The sequence below is a fragment of the Mucilaginibacter aureus genome (assembly GCF_053514885.1).
On record NZ_CP170601.1, the window covers coordinates 5,145,411 to 5,169,774 of the forward strand.

Below are 24,364 nucleotides of genomic sequence, written 5' to 3' on the forward strand. Positions count from 1 at the left end.
ATCCATAGTTAGAAACCATATAAATGGTTTTTAATTTTTATAGGTTTGCATCATGATCTTACGCGCCGAGAATAGCAGTTCTGAAATATTTAAACACAAAACGCTACAATGGGCTTCGGGGTTTGATGTATCGGTTTGCCTTGATTCCGGGAAATTTACTGATCAATATTCGCGATTTAAAACACTGATAGCGGTTGGCGTTAGCCGCGAACTGAGATGCCAGGCAGGAAACGCCTTTGAGCAGTTAGCCGTTTTCCGCGAACAAAATGCGGAGTGGCTGTTCGGTTTTTTAACTTACGATCTGAAAAACGAGGTCGAAAACCTTTCCTCCGGCAATATAGATCATTTAAAATTTCCGGAACTGTACTTTTTTGTACCGGAACATCTGATCCTTATCGGGGATAGTGAGATCGAAATTATTTCGGCTCAGGCCGATGATGTTCTTCAAAATATCAATCAGCAACATATTACGGAACATCAACAAGTGCCACATATAACTATCCGCTCGCGTTTCAATCGGGTTGAATATATCAACACCATCAAGACGATCCAACAGCATATTAATCGTGGCGATATTTACGAAACCAACTTTTGCCAGGAGTTTTATGCGGAGAGGGCTAAAGTTAACCCTATATCGCTGTATCAGCATCTGCACCGGGTATCTCCTGCCCCATTTTCCTGTTTCTTTAAACTAAACGATCAGTATATTATCTCGGCTTCGCCCGAACGCTTTTTGGCTAAACGTGGTCAGCAATTGATATCGCAACCCATTAAAGGCACCGCTAAACGAAGTACGGATGTGGATGAAGACGAGCAGTTGAAACAAAGCTTAAAAAATCATCCCAAAGAGCAGCAGGAAAACGTAATGATCGTTGACCTGGTACGTAACGATCTGACCAAATCGGCCATCCCGGGCACGGTAAAAGTTGAAGAGCTTTTTGGCATTTACAGCTTTGAGCAAGTGCATCAAATGATCTCGACCGTTACCTGCCTGAAGGATGATGCAATATCTGATGTTGAGGCCATCCGCAATACTTTCCCGATGGGCAGCATGACCGGTGCGCCTAAGGTTAATGCCATGCGGTTAATGGAAAAGTATGAGCGAACCAAACGCGGTGTGTATTCGGGTGCGGTGGGGTATTTTAGTCCGGATGGTGATTTTGATTTTAATGTCATCATCCGCACCATTTTGTATAACGCAACCGATCAATATTTATCATTCCAGGTGGGCAGTGCTATTACGCACAATGCAGACCCTGAAAAGGAGTACGAAGAATGCTTGCTCAAAGCAAAAGCGATTCTGGAAGTTTTAGGTCAGGTCTGAATTTTACCCGCTATCCTTACCACCACGGCAGAACCATCTGCAAAAAAGGCCGAGTAAGGTTTAACAGTTAAATAAGGCACAAACTCTTCACCATAAAAATGAGCTATATCTGCGTCAAAAACCGGGTTACTTACTTCCTTCGTATTCCAACTGATATGCTCAACTGCATACTCTAAAGTTTTATTGGCGGTTAGTTTATTGTAACCCCAGTAATGCTCAAAAATAAATTCTTCGGCGCTGCCGGGTTGTATGGGTGTAAATTTATTGCTGACGATTGCGCCTAATTTATTCCAGCGGCCTTTTGATCTCCACTCGTATAGGTATTGATCATGATTCGAGTCAATTTTGGTGATCGAATGGCGCATGGGCATGGCACTGTAATGTTCGTTATACAGGTTATTGGCCATCAGGCTGATGGCTATTTTAGGTACTATTTCGCTGATAAATACCGCTCCACGCTTCCACACTTTTCCGTCAAAATGCTTAACATAAAAGCGCAGGTTTACCTCTTCAAAATTAATGTGAAATGGCCACCTGATACCTAAAACCCGGGTGTTGTTGAACATAAAGCCAACCATGCTTACCAGGGCCTTGCCTTGCCATAGGTCTAGCTCTGTTGCCGGTGGTAAATGGGGTTTTAATAGTTCAGGATCAACCTCATAGTTTAACATCAAAAGATTATTCCATTCGGCAGTTAGAAATTTGGGTTTGGGCATGGCGTAAATATATCCATAATCCCAAAGGCCGAATGTTTAACGTTTGTAATATTTCATAGCCTCGGGTATATGTGCCTGGATATCTGCAATTCGCTGCGCATCAGACGGGTGATCGCTCAAAAATGCAGGTGTAGTGTTTCCCTGATTTTGTTTCATCATGCGTTGCCAAAAACTCAAAGCTTCATTAGGGTCATAACCGGCCATGGCCATAAAAGTCAAACCTAAACGATCTGCTTCCGACTCCTGGTTGCGCGAATAGCTTAACAATACCAGCGGCGTGCCTATACCGTATAATTGATTGATAACCGAACTGGTACCGCTATTTGACCCTGACCCAAGTAAGCCGCCAACACCTTGTGCAACCATTTGCTGAGAGATCCTTTCGGCAGCGTGATGGGCGATAGCGTGACCTATCTCGTGAGCCAAAACTGTTGCCAAACCTGCATCCGTTTGCGTAATGGGCAAAATACCTGAATACACAGCAACCTTACCGCCCGGCATACACCAGGCGTTTACTTCTTTACTTTGTATCAGGTTAAACTCCCATTTAAAGTTATATTGATCGCCATAGCCGTTATCCTTTAAATATTTTTCGATAGCTGATGACAAGCGAAAGCCGATGTTTTTAACCCGCTGGGCATCATTGCCATTTCTGATTACGGTCGTTTTTGGATCGGATAACAATTGGGTATAGCTTTGAGCAGCCGACTGGTTAACTTCTGCATCGCTCACGGCATTAAATTGTTTGCGGCCAGTTAACGGAACTGTAGCACACGAAAACAGGACAGCTGAAAAGCCAGCCGTTAAAAATAGTTTTTTGAAATTCATGTTAAGCTGCTTTACGTTTAAATAGGTTTACTTTAGATTCTTTCCCATTCAATAACCGTTCCACATTTTTTTGGTGCGTAACCAAAATGAGCACGCAGATGCACATCCCATAAATAATGACGGATTTATTGTGCATCGGGAAAATAAATGTAACACCAATAAGATAGGTAAAGCTTGCTATAATTGAGCTTAGCGAAACGTAACGGGTAATGATCAGCACGGTAATAAATACCAGTACACAAAGTAAAGCGGCGGGCAGGTGTACGGCCAGTATCATCCCGAAAAGGGTAGCAACACCTTTACCACCTCTAAAACCTGCAAAAATTGGGAATAGGTGCCCCATTACGGCAATAATACCTAAGGCAAGCTGGTAATTTACAAAGTCGACTGAATGAGATGAGCCTGTTGTGGATACACCTATAAAGTAAGCCAGGTTTGTAGCACTCCAGCCTTTAAAAATATCAATAAGCATAACGGGAATACCCGCTTTTTTGCCCAGTACCCTGAATGTATTTGTAGCACCAGCATTACCACTGCCGTATTCGCGAACGTCGACTTTGTAAAAAGCCTGCCCAATCCACACTGCTGTGGGTATTGATCCAAACAAATAGGCCAGTACGAGCGCTGAAATCGAATATATAGAAATCATCTCACTACAATAATAGTAATTTGCCTTTGTACTATTTAATATTTTTAATCGTTTACTGCTTTTAAACTCAGGTCGAGGCTTTTAACTGAGTGTGTTAACGCGCCGATGGAAATATAATCAACACCACACTCCGCATAACCGCGCACATTTTCGGCAGTAATGCCTCCGGATGCTTCGGTGATATATTTGCCGCCGATAGTTTCAACCGCCTTTTTCAAATCAGCCAGTGAAAAATTATCCAGCATAATGCGCTGCACACCACCTGTTTTTAAAACCTCGTCGAGTTCCTGCAAATTGCGTACCTCAATTTCAATATCCAGGGTTTTATGATTTTCGGCCAGGTATTTTTTAGTATTTCCAATGGCATTAGCTATCCCGCCAGAATAATCAACATGGTTATCCTTGATCAGGATCATATCGTACAAGCCGAAACGGTGATTAACACCCCCACCTATTTTAACGGCCCATTTTTCAAAATACCTAAAACCGGGTGTGGTTTTACGGGTATCTAATATCCGGGTGTTGGTCCCTTTTATCCGTTCAAGTATATCGTGTGTTTGGGTGGCAATGGCCGACATGCGCTGCATGCAGTTTAACAACAGGCGCTCGGCTTTTAAAATACTGTGGCTGCTGCCGCTAACTGTAAAAACAATGTCGCCTTTTTTGATGATATCGCCATCATGCATCATCAGATCAACTTTCAGATCGGCATCTATTTGATGGATGATCTGGACAGCTAATTCAACCCCGGCTAAAATACCGTCTTCTTTAACTAATAATTTGGCTTTGCCCTGTGTACCGGCGGGTATGGTAGCCAGCGATGTATGATCGCCATCGCCAACATCTTCGGCAAGGCTTTTCACAATAAATTCGTGGATGAGAGTTTTATCCAATGTGTGCTTATTAAGCCTCAAAATTAAAAAATACTTTGAGCTATTTAGCCTTTTCTTCTTCAATGCGCATTTCGCTTACTTCATAGTTTCCATTGTTGTTTCGCAATGAAAATGAAGTGCGGAAATTTCCGTTTTTAGTGGAGAGTGTACAAACGCCAAATTTTAAGGCCGGGTTCGAATCGACCCGGTGGATGATTTTAACAGATGAGATTGGATTTTTGGTAAAAAAATTGGTCAGTATAGTTTCGGCCTGTTCTCTTGAGTATACTCCTTCGTCGGCTAATATGGTTAGCTCTACACTTGATGCAAAAGTTTTAACCAATTCCTTTATACTGCTTTGCCTTATTAAGCCGGCAGTCTTTTCAACAGGGTCGGCTTTTTGCTGAAAGCTGAAAAATGAAAAAACAAACGCTAAAAGAAATACTTTCATAGTAATTGTAGATATTGCCTAATAAGTAATCGTTTCGATTAAAAAACTTTACTTATATGCGGGGTTGGTTTAACCATATAAATATAACAAAAAGTTAACATATCGCTTTATATTTGCACCGTGGAAAATAAAAATAAAAAAGTCGCTTTAATTATTTTAGATGGCTGGGGATACGGCCGTAACGATAAATCGAACGCCATACTGGCTGCCAAAACTCCGTTTTTCGATTCACTGCTAACCAAATATCCAAATTCAAAACTGGAAGCCTCGGGCATGTCGGTAGGTTTACCGGCCGGGCAAATGGGCAACTCCGAAGTTGGGCACATGAACCTGGGTGCAGGCCGTGTGGTTTACCAGGAACTTGGCCGTATACACAAAGCTGTTGACGACCACGAACTTGACGAAAACACCGTAATTAAAGATGCCTTTAACTACGCCAAACAAAACAACAAAGATGTACACTTTATCGGCCTGGTATCCGATGGTGGCGTGCACTCACATATTAAACATTTAAAGGGCCTGTGTGATGTTGCCGATCGTTTTGGTTTGCCACATGTGTATATCCACGCATTTTTAGATGGCCGTGATACCGACCCTAACGGCGGATTAGGTTATGTTACCGACCTGGAAAACTACATCAGCAAAAAATCCAATATCCAGATAGCATCGGCTATTGGCCGTTATTATGCTATGGATAGGGACAATCGCTGGGAACGGGTGCGTAAGGCTTATGATGTGATGGTGAATGGCGAAGGCAAAGCTACCCACAACATTCAACAGGCTATTTCAGAATCGTACGCCGAGGGTGTTACCGATGAGTTTATTCTGCCGATAGTTAAAACCGATGCCGAAGGCAAACCTGTTGCAGTTATTAAAAACGGAGATGTTGTAATTTGCTTTAATTTCCGTACCGATCGTGGCCGCGAAATTACCGTGGCGCTCACCCAAAAATCGTTTCACGAGCAGAATATGCACCCGCTTGATCTGCATTATATCACCATGACAACTTACGACGAAACCTTTAAAAACGTTAAGGTTGTTTTCACTAAAGACGACCTGGTGAACACCATAGGCGAAATTTTGCAGAATGCAGGTAAACACCAGATCCGCATAGCCGAAACGGAGAAATACCCGCACGTAACCTTTTTCTTTTCGGGTGGGCGCGAAAAAGAATTTGACAACGAGAGGCGCATTTTAATACCATCGCCAAAAGTTGCTACCTATGATCTGCAGCCCGAAATGAGCGCACAAGGCATAACCGATGCGATATTACCCGAACTAAAAAGTGGCTGGGCCGATTTTATCTGCCTCAACTTTGCCAATACCGATATGGTTGGCCATACCGGCGTATTTAGTGCGGTAGTTAAAGCTGCCGAAACTGCAGATAAATGTACTCAAACGGTTGTTGAAACCGGGATAGCTAATGGCTACTCATTCATTATCATTGCAGATCACGGTAATGCAGAGTTTATGGTTAATGATGATGGTTCGCCAAACACGGCACATACTACCAACCTGGTACCCTGCATTTTGATCGATAATGATTATCATGAAATAAAAGATGGTAAACTGGGTGATATTGCTCCTACCATATTAAAAATTTTAGGCGTGCCCATCCCAAAAGAAATGAGTGAGAATGTATTGGTGTAAGGCATCGCGTTATAGCACAATTTGCTTTTTTGTATTGCTGGCTACATTTTATGGCTGCAAGCCCGATGTTAAGCAAAGCAATGGCACTTTAAAATATTTTGATCTTTCGGGATACTTTAAAGGTGAAGCTGTACGCTTGAACCAACAAAATAAGCCAATTGTTAAAACCGTTAGCTATAACAATCAGCCTGAAACCAAAACTATCACGATTAAAAACTGGCCGCGCGAGTTTGATCTGTTTATCACCTCTGATATCAATAAAGCGGCCTGGAAAGATAGTTACACCATTGCTAAAAACAGCGATTCGATAGTATACGCAGCGATTGACACTAATCTGCATACCCGTCAAATAGTACTCAGGTTAAAAGGCGGCCAGGTTACGGGTATAACTATTGATAACTTTACCAAAAACATGCTTTATCAAACCAGGGAGAAGCTGGTTTACTATCCCGACTCAATTTATTTTATCGAAAAGCACCAGTATGTTAAGTTATTGGGAACCAACAATTATCAGATAACCGGAAAGTTCAGATAATTACTTATTGGCAAGTGTTGTAGTGGCAAGTGCTAACTGTTGTTTAGAGATATCTAACAACGAGGCAATATCTTTTCTGTCCGGGTTATCGTTCAACACCTTCTCCAGGTCTGTAACAGAGGCTTTTAACGATTTGATGCCACGGTTTTTATCGTAAAAGCGGCTCGACTTCTGCAATTTGAACATGCCATATTCGCGGTAGAAAATGCCCCTGTTCTGGTAAAATTTAATATCCGCCGGGTTGATGGAAATTGCATTGGTTAAATCGAGTATGGCACCTAACAGATTTTTTTCTTTATCGGCAGGTAATGCGGCTGCGTCCCTGGCCAGAAAACTTTTTGCCAATGCCCTAAAGTAATAGGCCGATTCGTCGGTAGGTTTTATTTCGAGCAACCTGGTATAGGTAACTATCGATTTTTTGTAATTCTGATCGTGGTAGTACGAATACCCCAGCATCCACAGGGCGTTGGCATTGGTCGAATCCACCACACAAGCCTTTTCCAGGTGATTTACAGCGGTTTTAAAATCGCCATCCATCAAAGCCTGTTGTCCCATTTTAATATAGGCGCTTTGCCCCAGCAAGCTCTCAACCGAGGATATGATCAGGAAGGACAGTATAACCGAAAACTTCATTTGGAGGGGATATCCATTAAACTAATCAAGTAACACATACAATAACTCAATTGTAACTAAATTATTATATAAATGTTCAAATCGTTAACACAAAGTTATTAACAGTTGCCCAAAACATAGCCAAAGCAAATAACTTTTTATATTACTGTAATATATTCCGAACTTTGGTTACAACCTGTTCCGATTTTTACATAAAAAATATTTTTCGGCATAATAACAAAGCTTGGCATAGCTCTTGAAATATAATTATGCTATCGGTTAACCCCGTATTAACAGCCTGTTTATATAAAATTGGCTGACAATTTGACGTTATTACATATATAGATACTACTCCATGAGTTTTGATCCATTTGATTTTAGAAGTGCTTTACCTATTATAAACGAAGATTCTGAGTTTTTCCCCCTCATGTCATCCGAGGATGAGGAAGAAATGAACAACGAAGAACTACCTGAAGTTTTGTCAATACTGCCTCTGCGGAATACAGTTTTATTTCCAGGTGTGGTTATACCGATTACGGTTGGCCGCGATAAATCCATCAAATTAATACGCGATGCCAACAAGGGTAACCGCATGATCGGGGTGGTTGCGCAACAGGATGTGGGGATTGAAGACCCTGCTTTTGCCCAACTTAACCAGGTTGGTACCATTGCCCTGATCATTAAAATGCTGCAAATGCCCGATGGCAACACCACCGTTATTTTACAGGGTAAAAAGCGTTTTATGCTGAAGGATGAGGTACAAAGCGAACCTTATATTAAAGCAACCATCCAACCCTTCCAGGAGGTTAAATTAAAAGAAGATAAAGAATTTAAAGCCATGGTATCGTCTATTAAAGACATGGCCATGAGCATTATCCAGCTTTCGCCGAATATACCCAGCGAAGCAGGCATTGCTATCCGTAATATCGAAAGCACCTCGTTTTTGATCAATTTTATATCGAGCAATATGAATGCCGATATGGCTGCCAAACAGGATCTGCTGGAAATGAATAGCCTTCGCGACCGTGCGCGTAATGTGTTGGAGCATTTAACAGTTGAGATACAGATGCTGGAGCTTAAAAACCAGATCCAAACCAAGGTACGTACCGATCTGGACAAGCAGCAACGCGATTATTTCCTGAATCAGCAGCTCAAAACCATACAGGAAGAACTTGGCGGTAACTCGCCCGACCTGGAAATTGACAACCTGCGTACCCGTTCTGTTAAAAAGAAATGGAGTAAGGAAGTTGGCGAGCATTTTAAAAAAGAACTCGAAAAACTAACCCGTACTAATCCCGCTGCGGCGGATTACTCGGTTCAGATCAATTACTTAGAGCTACTACTTGACCTGCCGTGGAACGAGTTCACTAAAGATAACTTTGACCTGAAACGAGCTCAAAAAGTATTAGATAAAGACCATTTTGGTTTAGATAAAGTTAAACAACGCATTATTGAATACCTGGCCGTGCTTAAACTAAAGCACAACATGAAAGCCCCTATCCTTTGTTTGGTGGGCCCGCCGGGTGTGGGTAAAACATCGCTGGGTAAATCAATAGCCAAAGCGTTGGGCCGTAAATATGTACGCATGGCCCTGGGTGGCATACGTGATGAGGCCGAGATCCGCGGGCACCGTAAAACCTATATCGGTGCAATGCCGGGCCGTGTTATTACTTCGCTAAAAAAAGCAGGCGCGGCAAACCCTGTGTTTATTTTAGATGAGATTGATAAAGTGGGCAGCGATTTCCGTGGAGATCCGTCATCTGCCTTGTTAGAGGTGCTCGATCCGGAACAGAACGGTACTTTTTATGATAACTATGTAGAGATGGACTTCGATCTGTCGAATGTGATGTTCATCGCAACAGCAAACTCATTAAGCACTATACAACCTGCTTTATTGGACAGGATGGAAATTATAGAGGTTAACGGCTATACCATTGAAGAAAAGGTTGAGATAGCCAAACAACACCTGGTGCCCAAACAACGAGAAGCACACGGTTTAAAAACCAAGGATGTTACCTTTAAAAATAACGTACTCGAAAAGGTGGTTGAAGATTATACCCGCGAGTCGGGAGTGCGTTCTTTGGAGAAAAAGATAGGATCGTTGATACGCGGCATTGCCAAAAACATTGCTATGGAAGAAGAATACAACAGCGCCGTGAGTAAAGAGGATGTTGAACGTATTTTAGGCGCACCGATATTTGACAAGGATCAATACGAGAATAATGATGTGGCAGGCGTGGTTACCGGCTTAGCCTGGACACAGGTTGGCGGCGACATCCTGTTTATTGAGGCAAGCTTAAGTCCCGGCAAGGGCAGGCTAACTTTGACCGGTAGCCTGGGCGATGTAATGAAAGAATCGGCAACCATAGCTTTGGCTTATTTACGCTCGCATGCGGCACACTTTAAGATCGACCAGAAGCTGTTTGACCAGTGGGACATCCATATCCACGTACCGGCAGGCGCAACACCTAAAGATGGCCCATCGGCTGGTGTAACCATGCTTACAGCTTTAACATCGGCATTTACCCAACGCAAAGTTAAACCGCATCTGGCCATGACCGGAGAGATTACCTTACGGGGAAAAGTATTGCCGGTGGGTGGTATTAAAGAAAAAATACTGGCCGCAAAACGCGCCAATATTAAGGAGGTCATCCTATGTAAATCAAACCAAAAGGATATTAACGAGATAAAAGGCGATTATATTAAAGACATGCAGTTTCACTATGTAACTGATATGCGTGAAGTGATCGACCTGGCCCTGATGACACAAAAAGTTAAGGATCCGTTAGACCTGACTGTTAAGGAAGACCTGAAACCTGTTTTAAATTAACAGCAGAAACAATTAATATAAGCCGGAATAATCGCCCGGCTTTTTTTATATTTTTGCCCCCGATTATAACCCCTTTAATGAAGTTTATTACCCTGCTTAGTGTTTCGTTGTTGTTTAGTTGCATAGTTGTAGCACAAAGTAAAAGCTATAAAAACGAAATAGGTTTTCAGACTGATAATGATGGTTTTTTAGGCCACGGGCAGGACAGGTATTATACTGCCGGAAACTTTTTGTATTTTGATCATGCTTTAAATCTTACTGATACCAACCGTGTTGCTAATAAAGTATTAGGTTTTGAAATTGGTCAGAAAATATATACGGCCCAGTCTGGCCTTGTTCTTAATCCTAAATTTATTGACCGGCCGTTTGCAGGATACCTGTACATCGGTTCATCGTTAAATGTGCTTTACAAAAACGAAAGTAATTTAAAATTGGACGCCCAGGCAGGCTTTGTGGGGCCACATGCTTATGGTAAAGAAACGCAGGATCTGATCCATAAAACATTTGGCTTTTACACTCCTGATGGCTGGGAGTACCAGGTACAAAATGATTTTGAGCTCAATTTATCCGCACAATACAACGCCTTATTATTCAGGATTGATAATATTGATATGAGCTTTAACAGCTATATAAACGCGGGCACGGGTTTTACCGGCGCTGGTGGTGGCGCCACGATTCGCCTGGGTACACTTAATCCCCTGTACAACTCCATAAGCACTACAAGCACAGTAACAGCAAGCGGTAAACCGGCTAAAAATGAGTTATTTGTTTACTATAAGCCCTTGTTGAACCTGGTGGCTTACGATGCCACTATACAAGGCAGTATGTTTACGAGTAGTACCGGCCAAAGCGAGGTGGTTAAAAGTATAGCACCAGTGGTATTTAGCCAGCAAATAGGCGGCGCTTTGGTAATGGGGCATTGGGTGATCAACGCATCGGCTACATTTCAAAGTCATAATACCAAAACCATGGTTAAAACCGAGCAGTGGGGTTCGATAAGCGTACTCTATAGATTTCACTGATTTTATGGTGATTGCTTCGATGCTCTAATCACTGTAATCGCTTTTTCTCCTGCCAATTTTCTTTAATGATGCCTTTCGTTTATTATCCAGCCTTGCGGCGATGGAAGCTTTTGATGGCTTGCTTTTTTTACGCTTTTTAGGCTGATGTAAAGCTTTGGTCAATATATCAACCAGCTTATCCAAAGCAATTTCTTTATTGAGGTGCTGGCTGCGTTCTTCATCACAAACAATTTGCAGCAGGCCGTCTTTGTTTAAGCGCGATTGCAGTTTGCCCAGCATCAGCTGTTTTTCTTCATCGGTAAACACATCGCTTTCGCTAATGGAAAACAGCAGCTCAACCTTGCTCGATACCTTGTTAACATTTTGCCCGCCCGCGCCGCCGCTGCGCGATGTTTTGTATTGTATATTTCTTTGCAGGCCGGCTTTAGTAAAGTTCATTTTGATGCGTATCTTCGTGCTTGTATGAGTAATAATATAGTAGTTGCCATTGATGGATATTCGTCGTGCGGTAAAAGCACCATTGCCAAAGCTTTAGCTAAAAAACTTCACTTTATTTACATCGATAGCGGTGCCATGTACCGCGCGGTAACCCTGTATTTTTTGCGCAATAATATCGATTTAAAAGATCACGGACAAGTTGTTGATGCGCTGAGCAACATCCACCTCAACTTCCATTCGCGCGATTACGAAACGCATATTATGCTGAACGACGAGGAAGTATCCGACGAGATACGCCTGATGCCCGTATCAGAAAATGTAAGCGCCGTATCGGCCATTCATGAGGTACGTGTTGAGATGGTTAAACAGCAGCAGCGTATGGGCAGATCAAAGAACATCATTATGGATGGCCGCGACATTGGCACGGTGGTATTCCCCGATGCGCAGGTGAAACTGTTTATGACCGCCGACCCCAAAGTGCGTGCCGAACGTCGTTTCAAGGAGCTGACCGCCAAAAATCCTGATCTGACCTTAGAAGATGTTTTTGAGAATCTCGCCCATCGCGACTATGCCGATACGACCCGTAAGGAAAGTCCGCTGATGCGTGCACACGATGCCATTATCTTAGATAATACCGACCTCACTCCCGACGAACAATTGCAGTTCGCTATTGATAAGATCACGCCGTTTTTAAAGGCTGCGGAATAGGGTTCCGTTATTTTTTTTGCCCCCGGTGCCTGATCCAGTTACCGGGGGCAACATATTTACAGTGCGCTTTTATCCAAAGCCTGGCTGATATCAGCAATAATATCATCAACCTTTTCCAATCCTACCGAAATACGGATCAGGCCTGGAGTAATACCTACAGCAGCACGTTCTTCATCTGTAAGTTTGCTATGTGTAGTGCTTGCCGGGTGCGATGCAATACTGCGGGTATCGCCAAGATTAGCCGTTACCGACAGCATTTGCAATGCATTTAAAAATTTGCGGCCGGCTTCTACCCCTCCTTTAACCTCGAGGCAAAATACACCGCCCCCACCTTTCATCTGCTTTTTAGCGATATCATATTGCGGGTGCCCTTTCAGAAAAGGGTATTTCACCAAACTTACGTTAGGGTGATTTTGCAAAGTTTCGGCAGCTTTATAAGCGTTTTCGCAATGGCGCTGCATCCGTACATCAAGGGTTTCGAGGCTTTTGCTCAGTACCCAGGCATTAAATGCAGATAACGATGGACCGGTTACCCGGCAAAACAAGTAGATCTCGCGGATCAGGTCAGCACGGCCAACCACTACCCCACCCAAAACACGGCCCTGGCCGTCAATCCACTTGGTAGCCGAATGCACAACCAGGTCGGCACCAAACTCGGTTGGGCGCTGCAGCAATGGTGTGGCAAAGCAGTTATCTACATTAAATATCAGTTTATGCTTTTTAGTGAACTGGCCTATCCATTCCAGGTCGAGCACTTCCAACTGCGGGTTGGTAGGTGTTTCCAAGTATACCATTTTGGTATTGGGCTGCACTGCGGCCTCCCAGGCAGCATTATCGCCAGCCGGAACCATGGTATAGGTGATACCGAAGTTCGGCATGTATTTTTTGATAAAGGTATTGGTGTTGCCAAATATCGAGCTGCACACGATCATGTGATCGCCGTTTTTTAACAACGACATAATGGACCCTACCACTGCGCTCATGCCGCTGGCTGTTGAAAAACCCGCGTCAGCGCCTTCTAAAGCTACCATTTTAGCGGTAAACTCATCAACATTTGGGTTGCTGAAACGGCTGTAAATATTATCGTCCGATTCTTCGGCGAAAGCCGCGCGCATTGATTCGGCATCGTCAAAAACGAAACTGCTGGTTAAAAACAAAGGTGTAGAATGTTCGCCCTGCTCGCTGCGGGGAGTTTGTATACGTACTGCCTGGGTTACAGGGTCTAACTTACTGGACATTATATGTTGTTATTTAAATTGGAGATAGATAGATTAATTAAGCTGCGGGATGTACAAAAACCTGGTAGGTTAGCGCAGTTCCCGATCCGGTTAAAGTTGCCGCCACCGAACAATATTTGTTTACCGATAGCTCAACAGCGCGTTCGGCTTTATCCGGGTCAACAGGGCCGTAAATATGAAACTCTAAAGTAACATCCTTCCATAACGAGGGCTCTTTGCCGGTTTCGCGCTCGCCTTTTACAACCATTTTATAATCAACAACCTGTTGGCGTTGCTTTTTCAATATACTAATTACATCAATACCGCTACAACCGGCCAGGCCCATCAGCAACATTTGCATCGGGCGCACGCCAAAGTTTTCGCCGCCGCTTTCGGGGCTGCTGTCCATACGTACGCTGTGTCCGTTCTCGTCTTTCGCTTCAAAACCAAAATCGCCATGCAGGCGCGATAACTCAATAGTAGCCATTGTCTATATAATAAGTCGCAAATTTAGCTTTTTTGCGCAGAAATTAAAGCCCGTAAATGTTTGGTGCTTGTCATGTTTTGTGTGCCCGAATGTTGCAAGGTTGGCTTATGTTGCAAAGTTTAAATGTTGGAAGGTTTACATATTGACATGGTGTTTCAATAGGAAATCAGCAGGTGTCTTTGTGTCTTGATCCTTGCATCCTGATTCGCCATACACATAGGTATTGTTCGGTGTTTTTAACTTTGTCTTATTCTTGATTCTGGCTCTTCTTCAAGGGGGGAAATTGTAAGAATAATTCGCAATTGTTTTAGTCTTGATTCCTGGCTCTTAATTCTTGCATCTGTTCCCCGGAGGGGGGAAATTGTAAGAAATTTTTAAATACATTTTCCATCTTACCTTATCCATTTTCCATCGCGGTAAGCATACAATATAAGCAAAAACTGTCAATTATTCAAATAAAACAGGTATTGATCATCTGTTATCAATGCCGCAAATATTTTTTAAAATAACCGAAACCTTTAAACCAGCCTTCCGTATAAATTACAGTAGAGTTTGTTTCAATATTATTTTAGTTAGGGTTTAGTCCCTTGCTTTCTGGTGAAGGCAAGGGATTTTTTATTTAGCAGGGTGTTTTTAACCTGCTATCAGCTTATACACATAGGCCACTTTAGGATCAGACAGATCCCAGCCGGTTAACTCTTTTAAAACTAAGGACTGGTGTTTTTTACCAATATCGCGCAAAGCATTACCTACCGATTTACGCACATATTCGCTATCGTGTGAGCGCAATTTGGCAATGAGTTTAATAGCTGCCTGCGGGTTTGCTTTAAAATAAGGCCGGCCCGTCCAGATGCGTAAACCCTCAACAACCGCACGGTTAAGGTTATGGTGGCGATCACTGAGCCACAACTTTATTTCGGGCAATGCCTGTTCGTAGCCGGTATCTTTGCAATACTGATCGATGGCTTTGGCCAGCATTTCCTGCACGCGCCAGTTGGCATCATTAACTACATTGGTTTTAAGAAGTGACAGTGCCGCGGCGTTGTTTGCTGATAACCTGCCTAATATATGTACGCCCAGCATACGTGCCTGGTAGGTTTTATGATTGATCAACCCACCCGCAATTTGCAGATGCGACAAATTTTTATCGGCAAACAGTTTATCGCCTGCTTCAACAATATGTTTAAAACCATGCTCGGTTTTTTGCAGATCAGCAATGATAGCTGATATTTCATCATTCATAAGTTATTTCTTCAACCCATCGGTAAAAAACTGATCTTTCTTTTCTGACGCAAATTTACCCTGATTAAACGTTTTTGATTCGCCTTTGGGGATGGTTAATGATTGCCACGGGTCGTCCGAGATCATTTTGGCAACAAACACAATTTGCCCGATATGGTAAGGTATATGCGCCAACTGGCGGTTTACAGCTTCAATTACCGTATGTCCTTCGTTACGGATATAGATCCTTTTCAGCAGATCATTTTCGGTAAGCGGGTCGATCGCGTTAAACAGGCAGTCCCAGCCATTTTCCCACAAGGCCATCATATCTGCTTTGCTCATGTCTTCCGGTTCAAACTCATCGTCGCGGTCGCGGGTAGGTTTCTCACCGTCGGAGGTTAAAAAATCCGTCCATCGCGAAATTGAATTACCTGCGATGTGCTTTACGATCACCACAATACTATTCGAATCGGCATTATAACGCCAGTGTATGTTCCGTTCGCTAACCTGGGCTATCGCTTTATCGCCAACCGATTTATAATAACGAAATAGCTTTTTTACTGTATCGAGGTAATTACCGCCAATGTTTTCCATGTATATCAAATTTTATTCTGAATCAGGTTCATCTATAATCAAATAGACGCACCGTCTCGAAATCAAAACAACGCATCATATTTAATCGATTAAAAGGGTTCGAAATATTCTACGAGAGAATCAGGATAGTTGGTTGTATCATATCGATAATATTGCACAGAGATCGCTACAAGACCTACTAATCAAACATCTATCCTATTGTAATTTTGCTCTAAATACAACCGCGTTGTTGTATTGCACTCCTCCAACAAACGTATTTGCGATAACATATACGTACTTATTTGATTTTGCAACGGCAAACGTCTCATAAACTGTTGATGGTAAACTATAACTTTGATAAGTAGTGCCATTGTCTGTTGTAACATCCAATTTTTTATTCTCATCAGCAACAAGCATGGTGGTCGCGTTTGCATTTATACATCTTAGCCCATTGGCGGTTTGAAATGTTGGCACACTATTTTGAGCTTGCCATGTAGCACCGCCATCGGCACTACGATATAAATTTGCAGGTACATTCAATGCTCCAAAATAGCCCAGTTGATAAATACAATATAGATTATTGGCTACCGGCAACAACATATTTTGCAAACTGCCAAACGAGTTTCCAAGATATGTTGGATTGGCCGTAGTATTCCATGTCAATCCAAAATCTGTAGATTTATAAGGGGTTATTTCGCTTGAAACAAGTGGCTTACCAGCTTCTAACGAGTACACACCGCCGTTATACAAGGGAGTTCCGCCGATAGCGTAAAACGTATTGTTACTGGTTTTAACTACTGTTCCGCGCTGCGATTGGTTGAGATTTAAAATTGGAATATCGCTTATTTTACTCCAGACACCTCCGTTATTAGTTGATTTAAAAAATTGAGCGATAACTCCACCTGCCGCTTTGGTTGCACAAACGTACATATCAGTGTTTACAAACACGATGCTTGTGGGGGTGGCATTAAAGGTACTTTTATTAAAAAGAAGTGTCCAGTTCTGCCCGTCCGAAGTTGAAGCCAAACCCTGATCGGTGCTTAAATAAAAACTGCCTGCGTTTGAGATCAGTTGGTAAAAAGTGGTTGGTTTAGTAGTAAATGGCAATTTTGATGTTACATCACTAAACAACGTGCCATCGCTGCTATAATATACATAGGGTGTGTTTGTAGTGGTAACCGCACTAATCAAAACTTTCTCGCCGGCGGTAGCTGCAAAATGCTGCTCTCTGTTGGTTGCCAACGTGCCAACCTGTTGCCAGGCCAAGCTACCCGGCGGATTGATTGTGAAGTTTATACCGGGTAAAGTTACCCCGGTGTTAGCCAAAACAGTTACCAGGCCAGTTGAGGCACCTGCAGGCACCTGTACTGTAAGTTGCGTATTTGTTGCAGCAATAACTGTAGCAGCCACTCCATTAAATTTCACGATGTTACTTGTAATAGCCGTTAAAAAATCAGTGCCGGTAATTACAACAGTATCGCCTGCTATACCATTATCGGGTACGACAGAGTTAGCAGACGATTGATATGAAAAAACAGGGCCAATAGCTGCAGTGCTATTTTTCACTTTAACGGTTATTGGCCCTGTACTACCTCCTGCGGGGACAAGCACATTTAACGTAGTTGAGCTTGCCATGGTAACAGCTGCATAGGTGCCATTAAATTTAACAGAATCTTCTGCAGAGATCGCACTGAAATCTGTACCCGTGATTAAAACATTATCGCCTTGAACTCCGTTTAATTTACTTACACTAATAATAGTAGGGCTAATATTAGGATTAGGTATATCAGGATTGTGTTTGCATGCTCCAAATATGCCAGTCAATAGTAATAAAACTCCCCAGAATTTATTTTGATGCGATTTCATAAATATGAGTTTCACAAATATATAAATACTTTTCTACAGCCTGTCCGCCAACCTGGGCTATCACCCTGTCGCTAACCGATTTATATAGCGAAATGGTTTTTTAACGCTATCAAGGTAATTGGTACTGCCGTTCTCCATGCTTAATTATTTAAAAGGTTCGCCGCTGTCATCAGCTATCTCCACATAATAGCCATCCAGGTCACGCAGTGAAAACTCCTGCCTGCCCGAATTGGGGTTAAGGTGCGGCACTTCTTCTATTACGGCGTACAGCTCACGGGCGTTGTCCCACACCTCGTTAAAATTATTCACCCTGAAATAGAGGATCAGCCCGTTCCCCTTTTTCACATCCGGACTCATCAGGGTCGAATGCTCATGCACGCCCCATTTATGCAGGCATAAAATAGTGGTACCATCCTGCCTGTCGGCCAGTATTTCAAAATTATTGCCACCGTGGGTGGTTTTACAATCTAAAAGAGCCATATACCATTCGGCACTTTTAGGCACATTTTTAACTCCTATAATTACTTCTGTTCTGATCATTCTTTATATATAAGGTATTAAACCCGCCGAAGTTAAAAACTTTGACTGTGCAACAGCATTGCTTTAAGGGCGTTATTTCTGTATTCTGTTTCTGCATTTGCCATCATTAAAATGATGCGATGTTTTGAGGGGTGACATAAAAGATCATTTCGCCGTCTTCGCCCGATATCACACATTCAATATCTTTCCGCGCAGCAATGATCGACTTTGCAAATTGCAGTGCTTCGCCCTTGTCGTCAAATATGGTATAGATCTCCTGATCAGTTTTAACTGCTTCTTTAAATAATTCATCCAACACATGGCCCGTTTTAAAATCGGCCCGTAACAAGGCAACCTGTCCTTCTTTTAATTGGGGAAACTTCTCCATAATTATCTTCTTTTAAAACTGCTGCTGCAACTAATCCCTGCCACTTACACCCTGTCCGCCAACCTGATCACCAGTTTCAACCCGCTCCATACCTCATCAACCGCGCAAACTTTAACATCAACCAATCCGGTCTCCAGAGCATAATCGCGAATAATGTTTTCGGTCAAGTCAGTTGGCACTTTTGATACTTTTTTGGGCCATGATACCCAGATCATGCCGTTTTGTACAATTTGTTCTTTAAGCTGGGGTAAAACTTCAAAGTATACCTGCTTGTGCCGCACAAAAAAGTGGATCATGTTCTTCAGTTCATCGGGGTAATGAGTAAACACCACATTGGGCGGCATGTCGCTAAACAAATTGAGGTAATGGTCGGGCGCGTTGATTAGTTCGACCTTAAACTCCGGCTTTATACCTAACTTTTTAGCCAGCGGCGTACCCGAATATCCTGCTGTTTGCATAATTAATTTGCATAATTAAATAGTGATGATCTGTTTTAAATGGTGCTCTAAATGCGCCACATAATCGTTAGCCAAAAACTCAACCGTATGTAAATTTACCTGTTGTTTACCTGTGTCGCAAGTGTTTTGCAGCAATTGTTGGGGATAATTCTTTAACACCGTACTGATCTGTTTGTTTAGCAACCGCCATAAAGTAAGCAGGTCCCCAATCTTTGCATCCTGGTAATGCTGCGCTTCAACCCATTCGTTTTGTGCATAAACCAGTTTAAAATTCTGCTCGTAGGTGCAGCGTATAAAGCGGTGCAGGTTATTGCTCGCACTATCTATCAAATGGCCCATGATCTCCTTTTTCGACCATTTATCCGGGCCGGGTTTACTTACCCAATCAATATCATTGGTGATCATCATGATCAAAAAATCCTGAACCAGCTGATCAATATTTTGCGCGGCATTTTCCATAACCGCAAATTATACATTTATATTTACACCTTAATATTTATTGATGCCGGTTAACCATAACACTTATCGCGATACTGCATTTACTAATCGGTTTATTAACCATTCCGCTTTACAGGCTAAAATTGAACAGCTCAAGGCCGATGGTATATTTAGGATTGAACAAATAGGCATGTCCGCGCAAGGCCGGGCTATTCATTGCCTAAGCATAGGCACAGGTAAAACAACTGTATTATTGTGGAGCCAGATGCATGGCGACGAGCCCACCGCTACCCTGGCCCTGCTTGATGTTTTCATTTTTTTTAGTGCCGATGATGAGCACAACGATATCAGGAAGCAGATACTGGATAACTGTACCCTGTATTTTATCCCGATGCTTAACCCGGATGGCACTGAAGTTTGGACTCGCCGTAACGCGCAGGATATTGACATTAACCGCGATTTTTTAGCAGAGCAAAGCCCGGAGGCGCGCGCATTAAAACAGATGCAACAGCGCATTAAACCGGAGTTTGGTTTTAACCTGCACGACCAGATGTCGCTATGGTCGGTAACCGGGAGTAGAAAGCCTGCGCCTATTGCCTTGCTTGCTCCACCGGCCGATGAACAGGCGAGCGTTAGCCCTTCGCGCTTAAAAGCCATACAGGTGGTGGCTGGTATCAATAATCTGTTACAGCAACAAATCCCCGGGCAAATCGGCCGCTGGGATGATACATTCGAGCCCCGCTCCTTTGGCGATAATTTTCAGCGGCTGGGTATGGCCACCATATTGATCGAATCGGGCGGGTATATTGGCGACCCTGAGCGGCAGTTTGTACGCAAACTAAACTTTGATGCCATAGTGTTTGCTTTACAGCAGATAGCATCCCGCGAATATGAGCAGCAAAACATCGACGACTACTACAACATCCCGCAAAACAACAAAGAGATCTTTCATATCCTCATCAGCAACTGCCGGCTGCAAACCCGGGCCGGGATCATTAAAACTGATATCGGGCTCAATTATACCGAACAATTTGATCTTACCGGGCAAACCAGTACCTTGATCTATACCGTTGCCGATATTGGTGATTTGAGCACATGGGGTGCTTACACGTACATTGATGCTACCGAAGCGCTAATTACCAACCCTTTAGTTTTGGATAGCCCGGCCAATTTTATCCTAAATTACGGCGATGGCAGGCTGATTTGTTTTGAAAATGGTATAATTGTTTCTGAAAACAATTAACTTCATCGCTTAATTTTTTACATGGCCTTAAATTATATCTGGATAGCGTTTTTCATCATAGCATTCGTCATAGCGCTATGCAAGCTAATTTTTCTGGGCGATACAGAAGCTTTTAAGCTGTTGGTAGATGGTATTATGTCGTCTTCGCAATCCTCCGTAATGGATATCGCCTTGCCATTGATCGGTACTATGGCATTTTGGCTTGGTATAATGAAGGTTGGCGAAAAAGCAGGTGCTATCAACTTCTTATCTCGTATTGTCGGACCATTTTTTCACCGCCTCTTTCCCGAAGTACCAAAGGAACATCCGGCAACAGGCAACATGATGATGAACTTTTCGGCTAACCTTTTAGGTTTAGATAATGCCGCTACCCCACTTGGCTTAAAGGCCATGGCCAGTTTGCAGGAACTTAATCCCGAAAAGGAAACTGCCTCCAACGCGCAGATCATGTTTTTGGTGCTGCACACTTCCGGTTTAACTATATTACCTATCAGTATCATCGCTCAAAGGGCAATACTTCATTCAAAAGATGCATCAGATATTTTTATTCCATGCATTATAGCCACCTACGTTGCTACAATGGTCGGTATTTTAGCGGTGTCACTTAAACAAAAGATCAACCTGTTAGACAGGGTAATTATTGCCTGGCTTGGCGGACTTACAGCTTTTATCGCGCTCATCATCTTTTACTTCCACTATTGCCTTACTTCCGATCAGGTGAGGGTCGTATCATCAGTAGCAAGCAACCTGCTACTCTATTTAATACCGGTAATTTTTATCCTGGGCGCAGTTTATAAAAAAGTAAATGTATTTGAGGCTTTTATTGAGGGTGCCATCGGCGGATTCGAAACTTCTGTTAAAATCATCCCCTACCTGGTTGCTATGCTGGTTGGCATCGCTGTATTTCGCATTTCGGGAGCACTCGATTATATCGTACATGGCTTCAAACTGTTTTTTGGTTTTATAGGGGTTGATACCCGCTTTTGCGATGCTTTGCCTGTTGCCCTGTTAAAACCTTTAAGCGGATCGGGCGCCAAGGCGATGATGATTTCGAATATGAAAGCCTTTGGTGTAGATAAATTTGTAGGCCAGTTATCGTGTATCTTCAACGGTTCGGCCGATACTACTTTTTATATTGTTGCCTTGTATTTCGGTTCGGTAGGCATTAAAAATTCGCGTTACGCAATTCCATTTGGCTTAATTGCCGATCTTGCCGGTGTAATTGCTGCAATATTTGTTGGATATTTGTTTTTTGGATAATCAATTAAGAAACTGATGAGATCATTTTTATGTGTACCGTTAATTTTAGTGATGGCAACGCTTAACCTACAGGCCCAGCAGGCGCCGCAAAAATTAACTCCCGAAATGCTTTGGAGAATGGGCCGCTACGCCGGTGCTACCCTTACGCCCGATGGTAAAAATGTTTTGTATACCGTGTCTACCTATAATATGGGTCTTAATAAATCAGAGCCCAATATTTTTAGTGTAAGCATTGACGGAGGAGCTAATCAGCAAATTACCAACGAGCCCGGCAGTAAGTCCATATTGAAGATCGACCCGGTAACCGGCCGTATCACTTACTGGTACGATGGCCGGATATGGCAAATGAACAGCGATGGCGGCAGCCTGGCCATGCTTACCGTTAACCAGCAGGATGATTTTGATAATATCCGCATATCGCCCGACGGCAAAAAAATAATGTATACACGCGATGTGCAGGTGCAAAAGGTTTTAGGTAAAGATAAATACAGCGATCTGCCGAAAGCGAACGCCTATGTTATTACCGATCTGAACTATCGCCATTGGGATACCTGGAATGCAGGTAAATGCTCGCACATATTTTTAGCCGATTACGATAACGGCAAAATAAGCAACGAAAAAGATATTATGCACGGCGAAGCCTTTGATGTACCGCAAAAACCAAGCGGCGGACTGGAGGATTTGATATTTAGTCCGGACAGCAAACGCATTATTTATGTTTGTAAAAAGAAAATTGGTAAGGATTATGCCCAAAGCACCAATACCAATCTATACCAATACACCATAGCTACCGACGAAACCCGCGACATTACCCAGGGTAATAATGGTTATGATACCGCCCCTGCCTTTAACAGCGATGGTTCGAAGATTGCGTGGTTAAGCATGAAAGAAGACGGTTACGAAGCTGATAAAAACGACATCGTGATGCGTGATGTTAAAGGTGGCGCCAGGATAAACCTTACCGCACAGTTCGATGAAACCGTTAGCGCATTTACCTTTAGTAAAGATGGCTCTAAAATATATTTCCTTGCGGTGATGAATGGCACCGAGCAATTGTTTAGTGTGGATATTGCTGATAAAACCATCAAACAAATTACCAAAGGCCAGTGGGACATTAACAGCATGATAGGGCAATCGGGCGCAGGCATGATCGTTACCCGCACCGATATGAACCATGCCGCCGAAATTTACAACGTAAACCTTAACACCGGCACCATGCAAAAGCTGAGCGATATAAACGATAAGTTTAACAATCGCCTGGCTACCAGCCGCGTTGCCGAACGCCACATTAAAACCACCGATGGTAAAGATATGCTGGCCTGGGTTATTTACCCGCCCGATTTTGATGCGAACAAAAAGTACCCTACCCTGCTGTTTTGCCAGGGCGGGCCGCAGTCGCCTTTATCGCAGGGCTATTCCTTCCGCTGGAATTTCCAGTTAATGGCGGCAAACGGTTATATTATTATTGCGCCTAACCGCCGCGGTATGCCCGGCCATGGCGTGGAATGGAACCGCGAGATAAGCGGCGACTGGGGCGGCCAGGCCATACAGGATTACCTGAGCGCCATTGATGATATTTCGACCGAACCTTATGTGGATAAAGAGCGTTTAGGCTGCGTTGGCGCAAGCTATGGCGGCTATTCGGTTTATATGCTGGCCGGTGTGCACAATGGCCGCTTTAAAACCTTTATTGCCCATGATGGCCTGTTCGACCTGAAAAGCTGGTACGGCACTACCGAAGAGATCTGGTTTGCCAATAAGGATATTGGCGGTAACTATTGGGATAAAATGAATTACAAAGCCCAAAAATCGTACGCTAAATTTAACCCCAGCAACTTTGTTGATAAATGGAACACGCCGATCATGATCATACAAGGCGGTAAAGATTACCGTGTGCCTATCGAGCAGGGCCTACAGGCTTTCCAGGCGGCGCAATTAAAAAGCATTAAATCAAAACTGATTTACCTGCCCGATGAAAACCACTGGGTGCTCAAACCTCAAAACGCTATGGTTTGGCAGCGCGAGTTTTTTGACTGGCTTAAAGAAACGCTGTAGTTTT

Annotated in this window: 25 protein-coding genes; 9 read left to right on the forward strand and 16 right to left on the reverse strand. The window is 43.1% G+C overall.

Features of this window, described 5'->3' with window-relative positions; genetic code table 11:
• The first annotated feature begins 52 nt into the window (after nt 1–52).
• Complete coding sequence (locus ACFGVR_RS22135; protein ID WP_448699821.1) at nt 53–1,324, forward strand: anthranilate synthase component I family protein; 1,272 nt, start codon at nt 53–55, stop codon at nt 1,322–1,324.
• On the opposite strand, the gene ACFGVR_RS22140 is transcribed toward ACFGVR_RS22135, so the two are convergent.
• From ACFGVR_RS22140 to ACFGVR_RS22160, 5 genes are read right to left on the reverse strand one after another with little or no spacing between them, the layout of a single operon-like run.
• Complete coding sequence (locus ACFGVR_RS22140; RefSeq protein ID WP_448699822.1) at nt 1,315–2,040, reverse strand: YqjF family protein; 726 nt, start codon at nt 2,038–2,040, stop codon at nt 1,315–1,317. The genes ACFGVR_RS22135 and ACFGVR_RS22140 overlap by 10 nt on opposite strands.
• A 36-nt stretch (nt 2,041–2,076) precedes the next feature.
• Nucleotides 2,077–2,868 (reverse strand): M48 family metallopeptidase, encoded by a 792-nt coding sequence (locus ACFGVR_RS22145; RefSeq protein ID WP_448699824.1) that lies wholly within the window; start codon nt 2,866–2,868, stop codon nt 2,077–2,079.
• A gap of 1 nt (nt 2,869) precedes the next feature.
• Nucleotides 2,870–3,517, reverse strand: coding sequence for a glycerol-3-phosphate 1-O-acyltransferase PlsY (plsY, locus tag ACFGVR_RS22150; protein WP_448699825.1), 648 nt, complete (start codon nt 3,515–3,517; stop codon nt 2,870–2,872).
• Nucleotides 3,518–3,561: 44 nt separating this feature from the next.
• Entirely contained in the window at nt 3,562–4,410 is an 849-nt protein-coding gene (gene nadC / locus ACFGVR_RS22155) for a carboxylating nicotinate-nucleotide diphosphorylase (protein ID WP_448699827.1), read from the reverse strand.
• A gap of 40 nt (nt 4,411–4,450) precedes the next feature.
• Entirely contained in the window at nt 4,451–4,840 is a 390-nt protein-coding gene (locus tag ACFGVR_RS22160; protein ID WP_448699828.1) for a DUF4783 domain-containing protein, read from the reverse strand.
• A 120-nt stretch (nt 4,841–4,960) separates the two neighbouring features.
• Here ACFGVR_RS22160 and gpmI point away from each other — a divergent pair, with 120 nt between their 5' ends.
• Together gpmI and ACFGVR_RS22170 are read left to right on the forward strand one after the other, a co-directional pair.
• Nucleotides 4,961–6,490 (forward strand): 2,3-bisphosphoglycerate-independent phosphoglycerate mutase, encoded by a 1,530-nt coding sequence (gpmI, locus tag ACFGVR_RS22165; RefSeq protein WP_448699829.1) that lies wholly within the window; start codon nt 4,961–4,963, stop codon nt 6,488–6,490.
• The gene (locus tag ACFGVR_RS22170; protein WP_448699831.1) at nt 6,477–7,025 is read left to right on the forward strand and encodes a hypothetical protein; all 549 of its coding nucleotides are present in this window, start codon (nt 6,477–6,479) and stop codon (nt 7,023–7,025) included. The genes gpmI and ACFGVR_RS22170 overlap by 14 nt, the downstream gene beginning before the upstream one ends.
• Here the strand turns inward: ACFGVR_RS22170 and ACFGVR_RS22175 are convergent, their stop codons facing one another.
• Nucleotides 7,026–7,658 (reverse strand): tetratricopeptide repeat protein, encoded by a 633-nt coding sequence (locus ACFGVR_RS22175; RefSeq protein ID WP_448699833.1) that lies wholly within the window; start codon nt 7,656–7,658, stop codon nt 7,026–7,028.
• Nucleotides 7,659–7,992: 334 nt separating this feature from the next.
• Here ACFGVR_RS22175 and lon point away from each other — a divergent pair, with 334 nt between their 5' ends.
• Nucleotides 7,993–10,467 carry an endopeptidase La gene (gene lon, locus ACFGVR_RS22180; RefSeq protein ID WP_448699835.1) on the forward strand — a complete coding sequence of 825 codons (2,475 nt, stop codon included), beginning with the start codon at nt 7,993–7,995 and terminating at the stop codon, nt 10,465–10,467.
• Between the two features lie 77 nt (nt 10,468–10,544).
• Nucleotides 10,545–11,489, forward strand: coding sequence for a lipid A-modifier LpxR family protein (locus ACFGVR_RS22185; protein ID WP_448699837.1), 945 nt, complete (start codon nt 10,545–10,547; stop codon nt 11,487–11,489).
• 24 nt (nt 11,490–11,513) lie between these two features.
• On the opposite strand, the gene arfB is transcribed toward ACFGVR_RS22185, so the two are convergent.
• A complete protein-coding gene (arfB, locus tag ACFGVR_RS22190) occupies nt 11,514–11,927 on the reverse strand; it encodes an alternative ribosome rescue aminoacyl-tRNA hydrolase ArfB (RefSeq protein WP_448699839.1) in 414 nt (137 codons plus the stop codon).
• A 24-nt stretch (nt 11,928–11,951) separates the two neighbouring features.
• Between arfB and cmk the strand changes: the two genes are divergently transcribed.
• Nucleotides 11,952–12,635 carry a (d)CMP kinase gene (cmk, locus tag ACFGVR_RS22195; protein WP_448699841.1) on the forward strand — a complete coding sequence of 228 codons (684 nt, stop codon included), beginning with the start codon at nt 11,952–11,954 and terminating at the stop codon, nt 12,633–12,635.
• A gap of 56 nt (nt 12,636–12,691) precedes the next feature.
• Here the strand turns inward: cmk and ACFGVR_RS22200 are convergent, their stop codons facing one another.
• The 9 genes from ACFGVR_RS22200 to ACFGVR_RS22240 form a co-directional block, all read right to left on the reverse strand.
• Nucleotides 12,692–13,873 carry a trans-sulfuration enzyme family protein gene (locus ACFGVR_RS22200; protein ID WP_448699843.1) on the reverse strand — a complete coding sequence of 394 codons (1,182 nt, stop codon included), beginning with the start codon at nt 13,871–13,873 and terminating at the stop codon, nt 12,692–12,694.
• 37 nt (nt 13,874–13,910) lie between these two features.
• Nucleotides 13,911–14,339, reverse strand: a complete 429-nt coding sequence (locus ACFGVR_RS22205) for an OsmC family protein (protein WP_448699845.1) — start codon at nt 14,337–14,339, stop codon at nt 13,911–13,913.
• Nucleotides 14,340–14,972: 633 nt separating this feature from the next.
• The gene (locus ACFGVR_RS22210; protein WP_448699847.1) at nt 14,973–15,581 is read right to left on the reverse strand and encodes a DNA alkylation repair protein; all 609 of its coding nucleotides are present in this window, start codon (nt 15,579–15,581) and stop codon (nt 14,973–14,975) included.
• 3 nt (nt 15,582–15,584) lie between these two features.
• Entirely contained in the window at nt 15,585–16,154 is a 570-nt protein-coding gene (locus tag ACFGVR_RS22215) for a DUF1572 family protein (protein WP_448699849.1), read from the reverse strand.
• Nucleotides 16,155–16,349: 195 nt separating this feature from the next.
• Nucleotides 16,350–17,999, reverse strand: a complete 1,650-nt coding sequence (locus ACFGVR_RS22220; RefSeq protein ID WP_448699851.1) for an IPT/TIG domain-containing protein — start codon at nt 17,997–17,999, stop codon at nt 16,350–16,352.
• A gap of 144 nt (nt 18,000–18,143) precedes the next feature.
• Nucleotides 18,144–18,539 (reverse strand): VOC family protein, encoded by a 396-nt coding sequence (locus tag ACFGVR_RS22225; protein WP_448699853.1) that lies wholly within the window; start codon nt 18,537–18,539, stop codon nt 18,144–18,146.
• Nucleotides 18,540–18,645: 106 nt separating this feature from the next.
• Complete coding sequence (locus ACFGVR_RS22230; protein WP_448699855.1) at nt 18,646–18,906, reverse strand: hypothetical protein; 261 nt, start codon at nt 18,904–18,906, stop codon at nt 18,646–18,648.
• A gap of 44 nt (nt 18,907–18,950) precedes the next feature.
• Nucleotides 18,951–19,364 (reverse strand): DUF3052 domain-containing protein, encoded by a 414-nt coding sequence (locus ACFGVR_RS22235; RefSeq protein ID WP_448699857.1) that lies wholly within the window; start codon nt 19,362–19,364, stop codon nt 18,951–18,953.
• A 15-nt stretch (nt 19,365–19,379) separates the two neighbouring features.
• Nucleotides 19,380–19,823 (reverse strand): DinB family protein, encoded by a 444-nt coding sequence (locus ACFGVR_RS22240; protein ID WP_448699859.1) that lies wholly within the window; start codon nt 19,821–19,823, stop codon nt 19,380–19,382.
• Nucleotides 19,824–19,866: 43 nt separating this feature from the next.
• Between ACFGVR_RS22240 and ACFGVR_RS22245 the strand changes: the two genes are divergently transcribed.
• The 3 genes from ACFGVR_RS22245 to ACFGVR_RS22255 are packed head-to-tail and all read left to right on the forward strand — an operon-like array spanning nt 19,867 to nt 24,360.
• Nucleotides 19,867–21,045 (forward strand): M14 family zinc carboxypeptidase, encoded by a 1,179-nt coding sequence (locus ACFGVR_RS22245; protein ID WP_448699861.1) that lies wholly within the window; start codon nt 19,867–19,869, stop codon nt 21,043–21,045.
• A gap of 21 nt (nt 21,046–21,066) precedes the next feature.
• Nucleotides 21,067–22,305, forward strand: a complete 1,239-nt coding sequence (locus tag ACFGVR_RS22250; protein WP_448699863.1) for a nucleoside recognition domain-containing protein — start codon at nt 21,067–21,069, stop codon at nt 22,303–22,305.
• 15 nt (nt 22,306–22,320) lie between these two features.
• Complete coding sequence (locus tag ACFGVR_RS22255) at nt 22,321–24,360, forward strand: S9 family peptidase (RefSeq protein ID WP_448699864.1); 2,040 nt, start codon at nt 22,321–22,323, stop codon at nt 24,358–24,360.
• Nucleotides 24,361–24,364 lie beyond the last annotated feature (4 nt).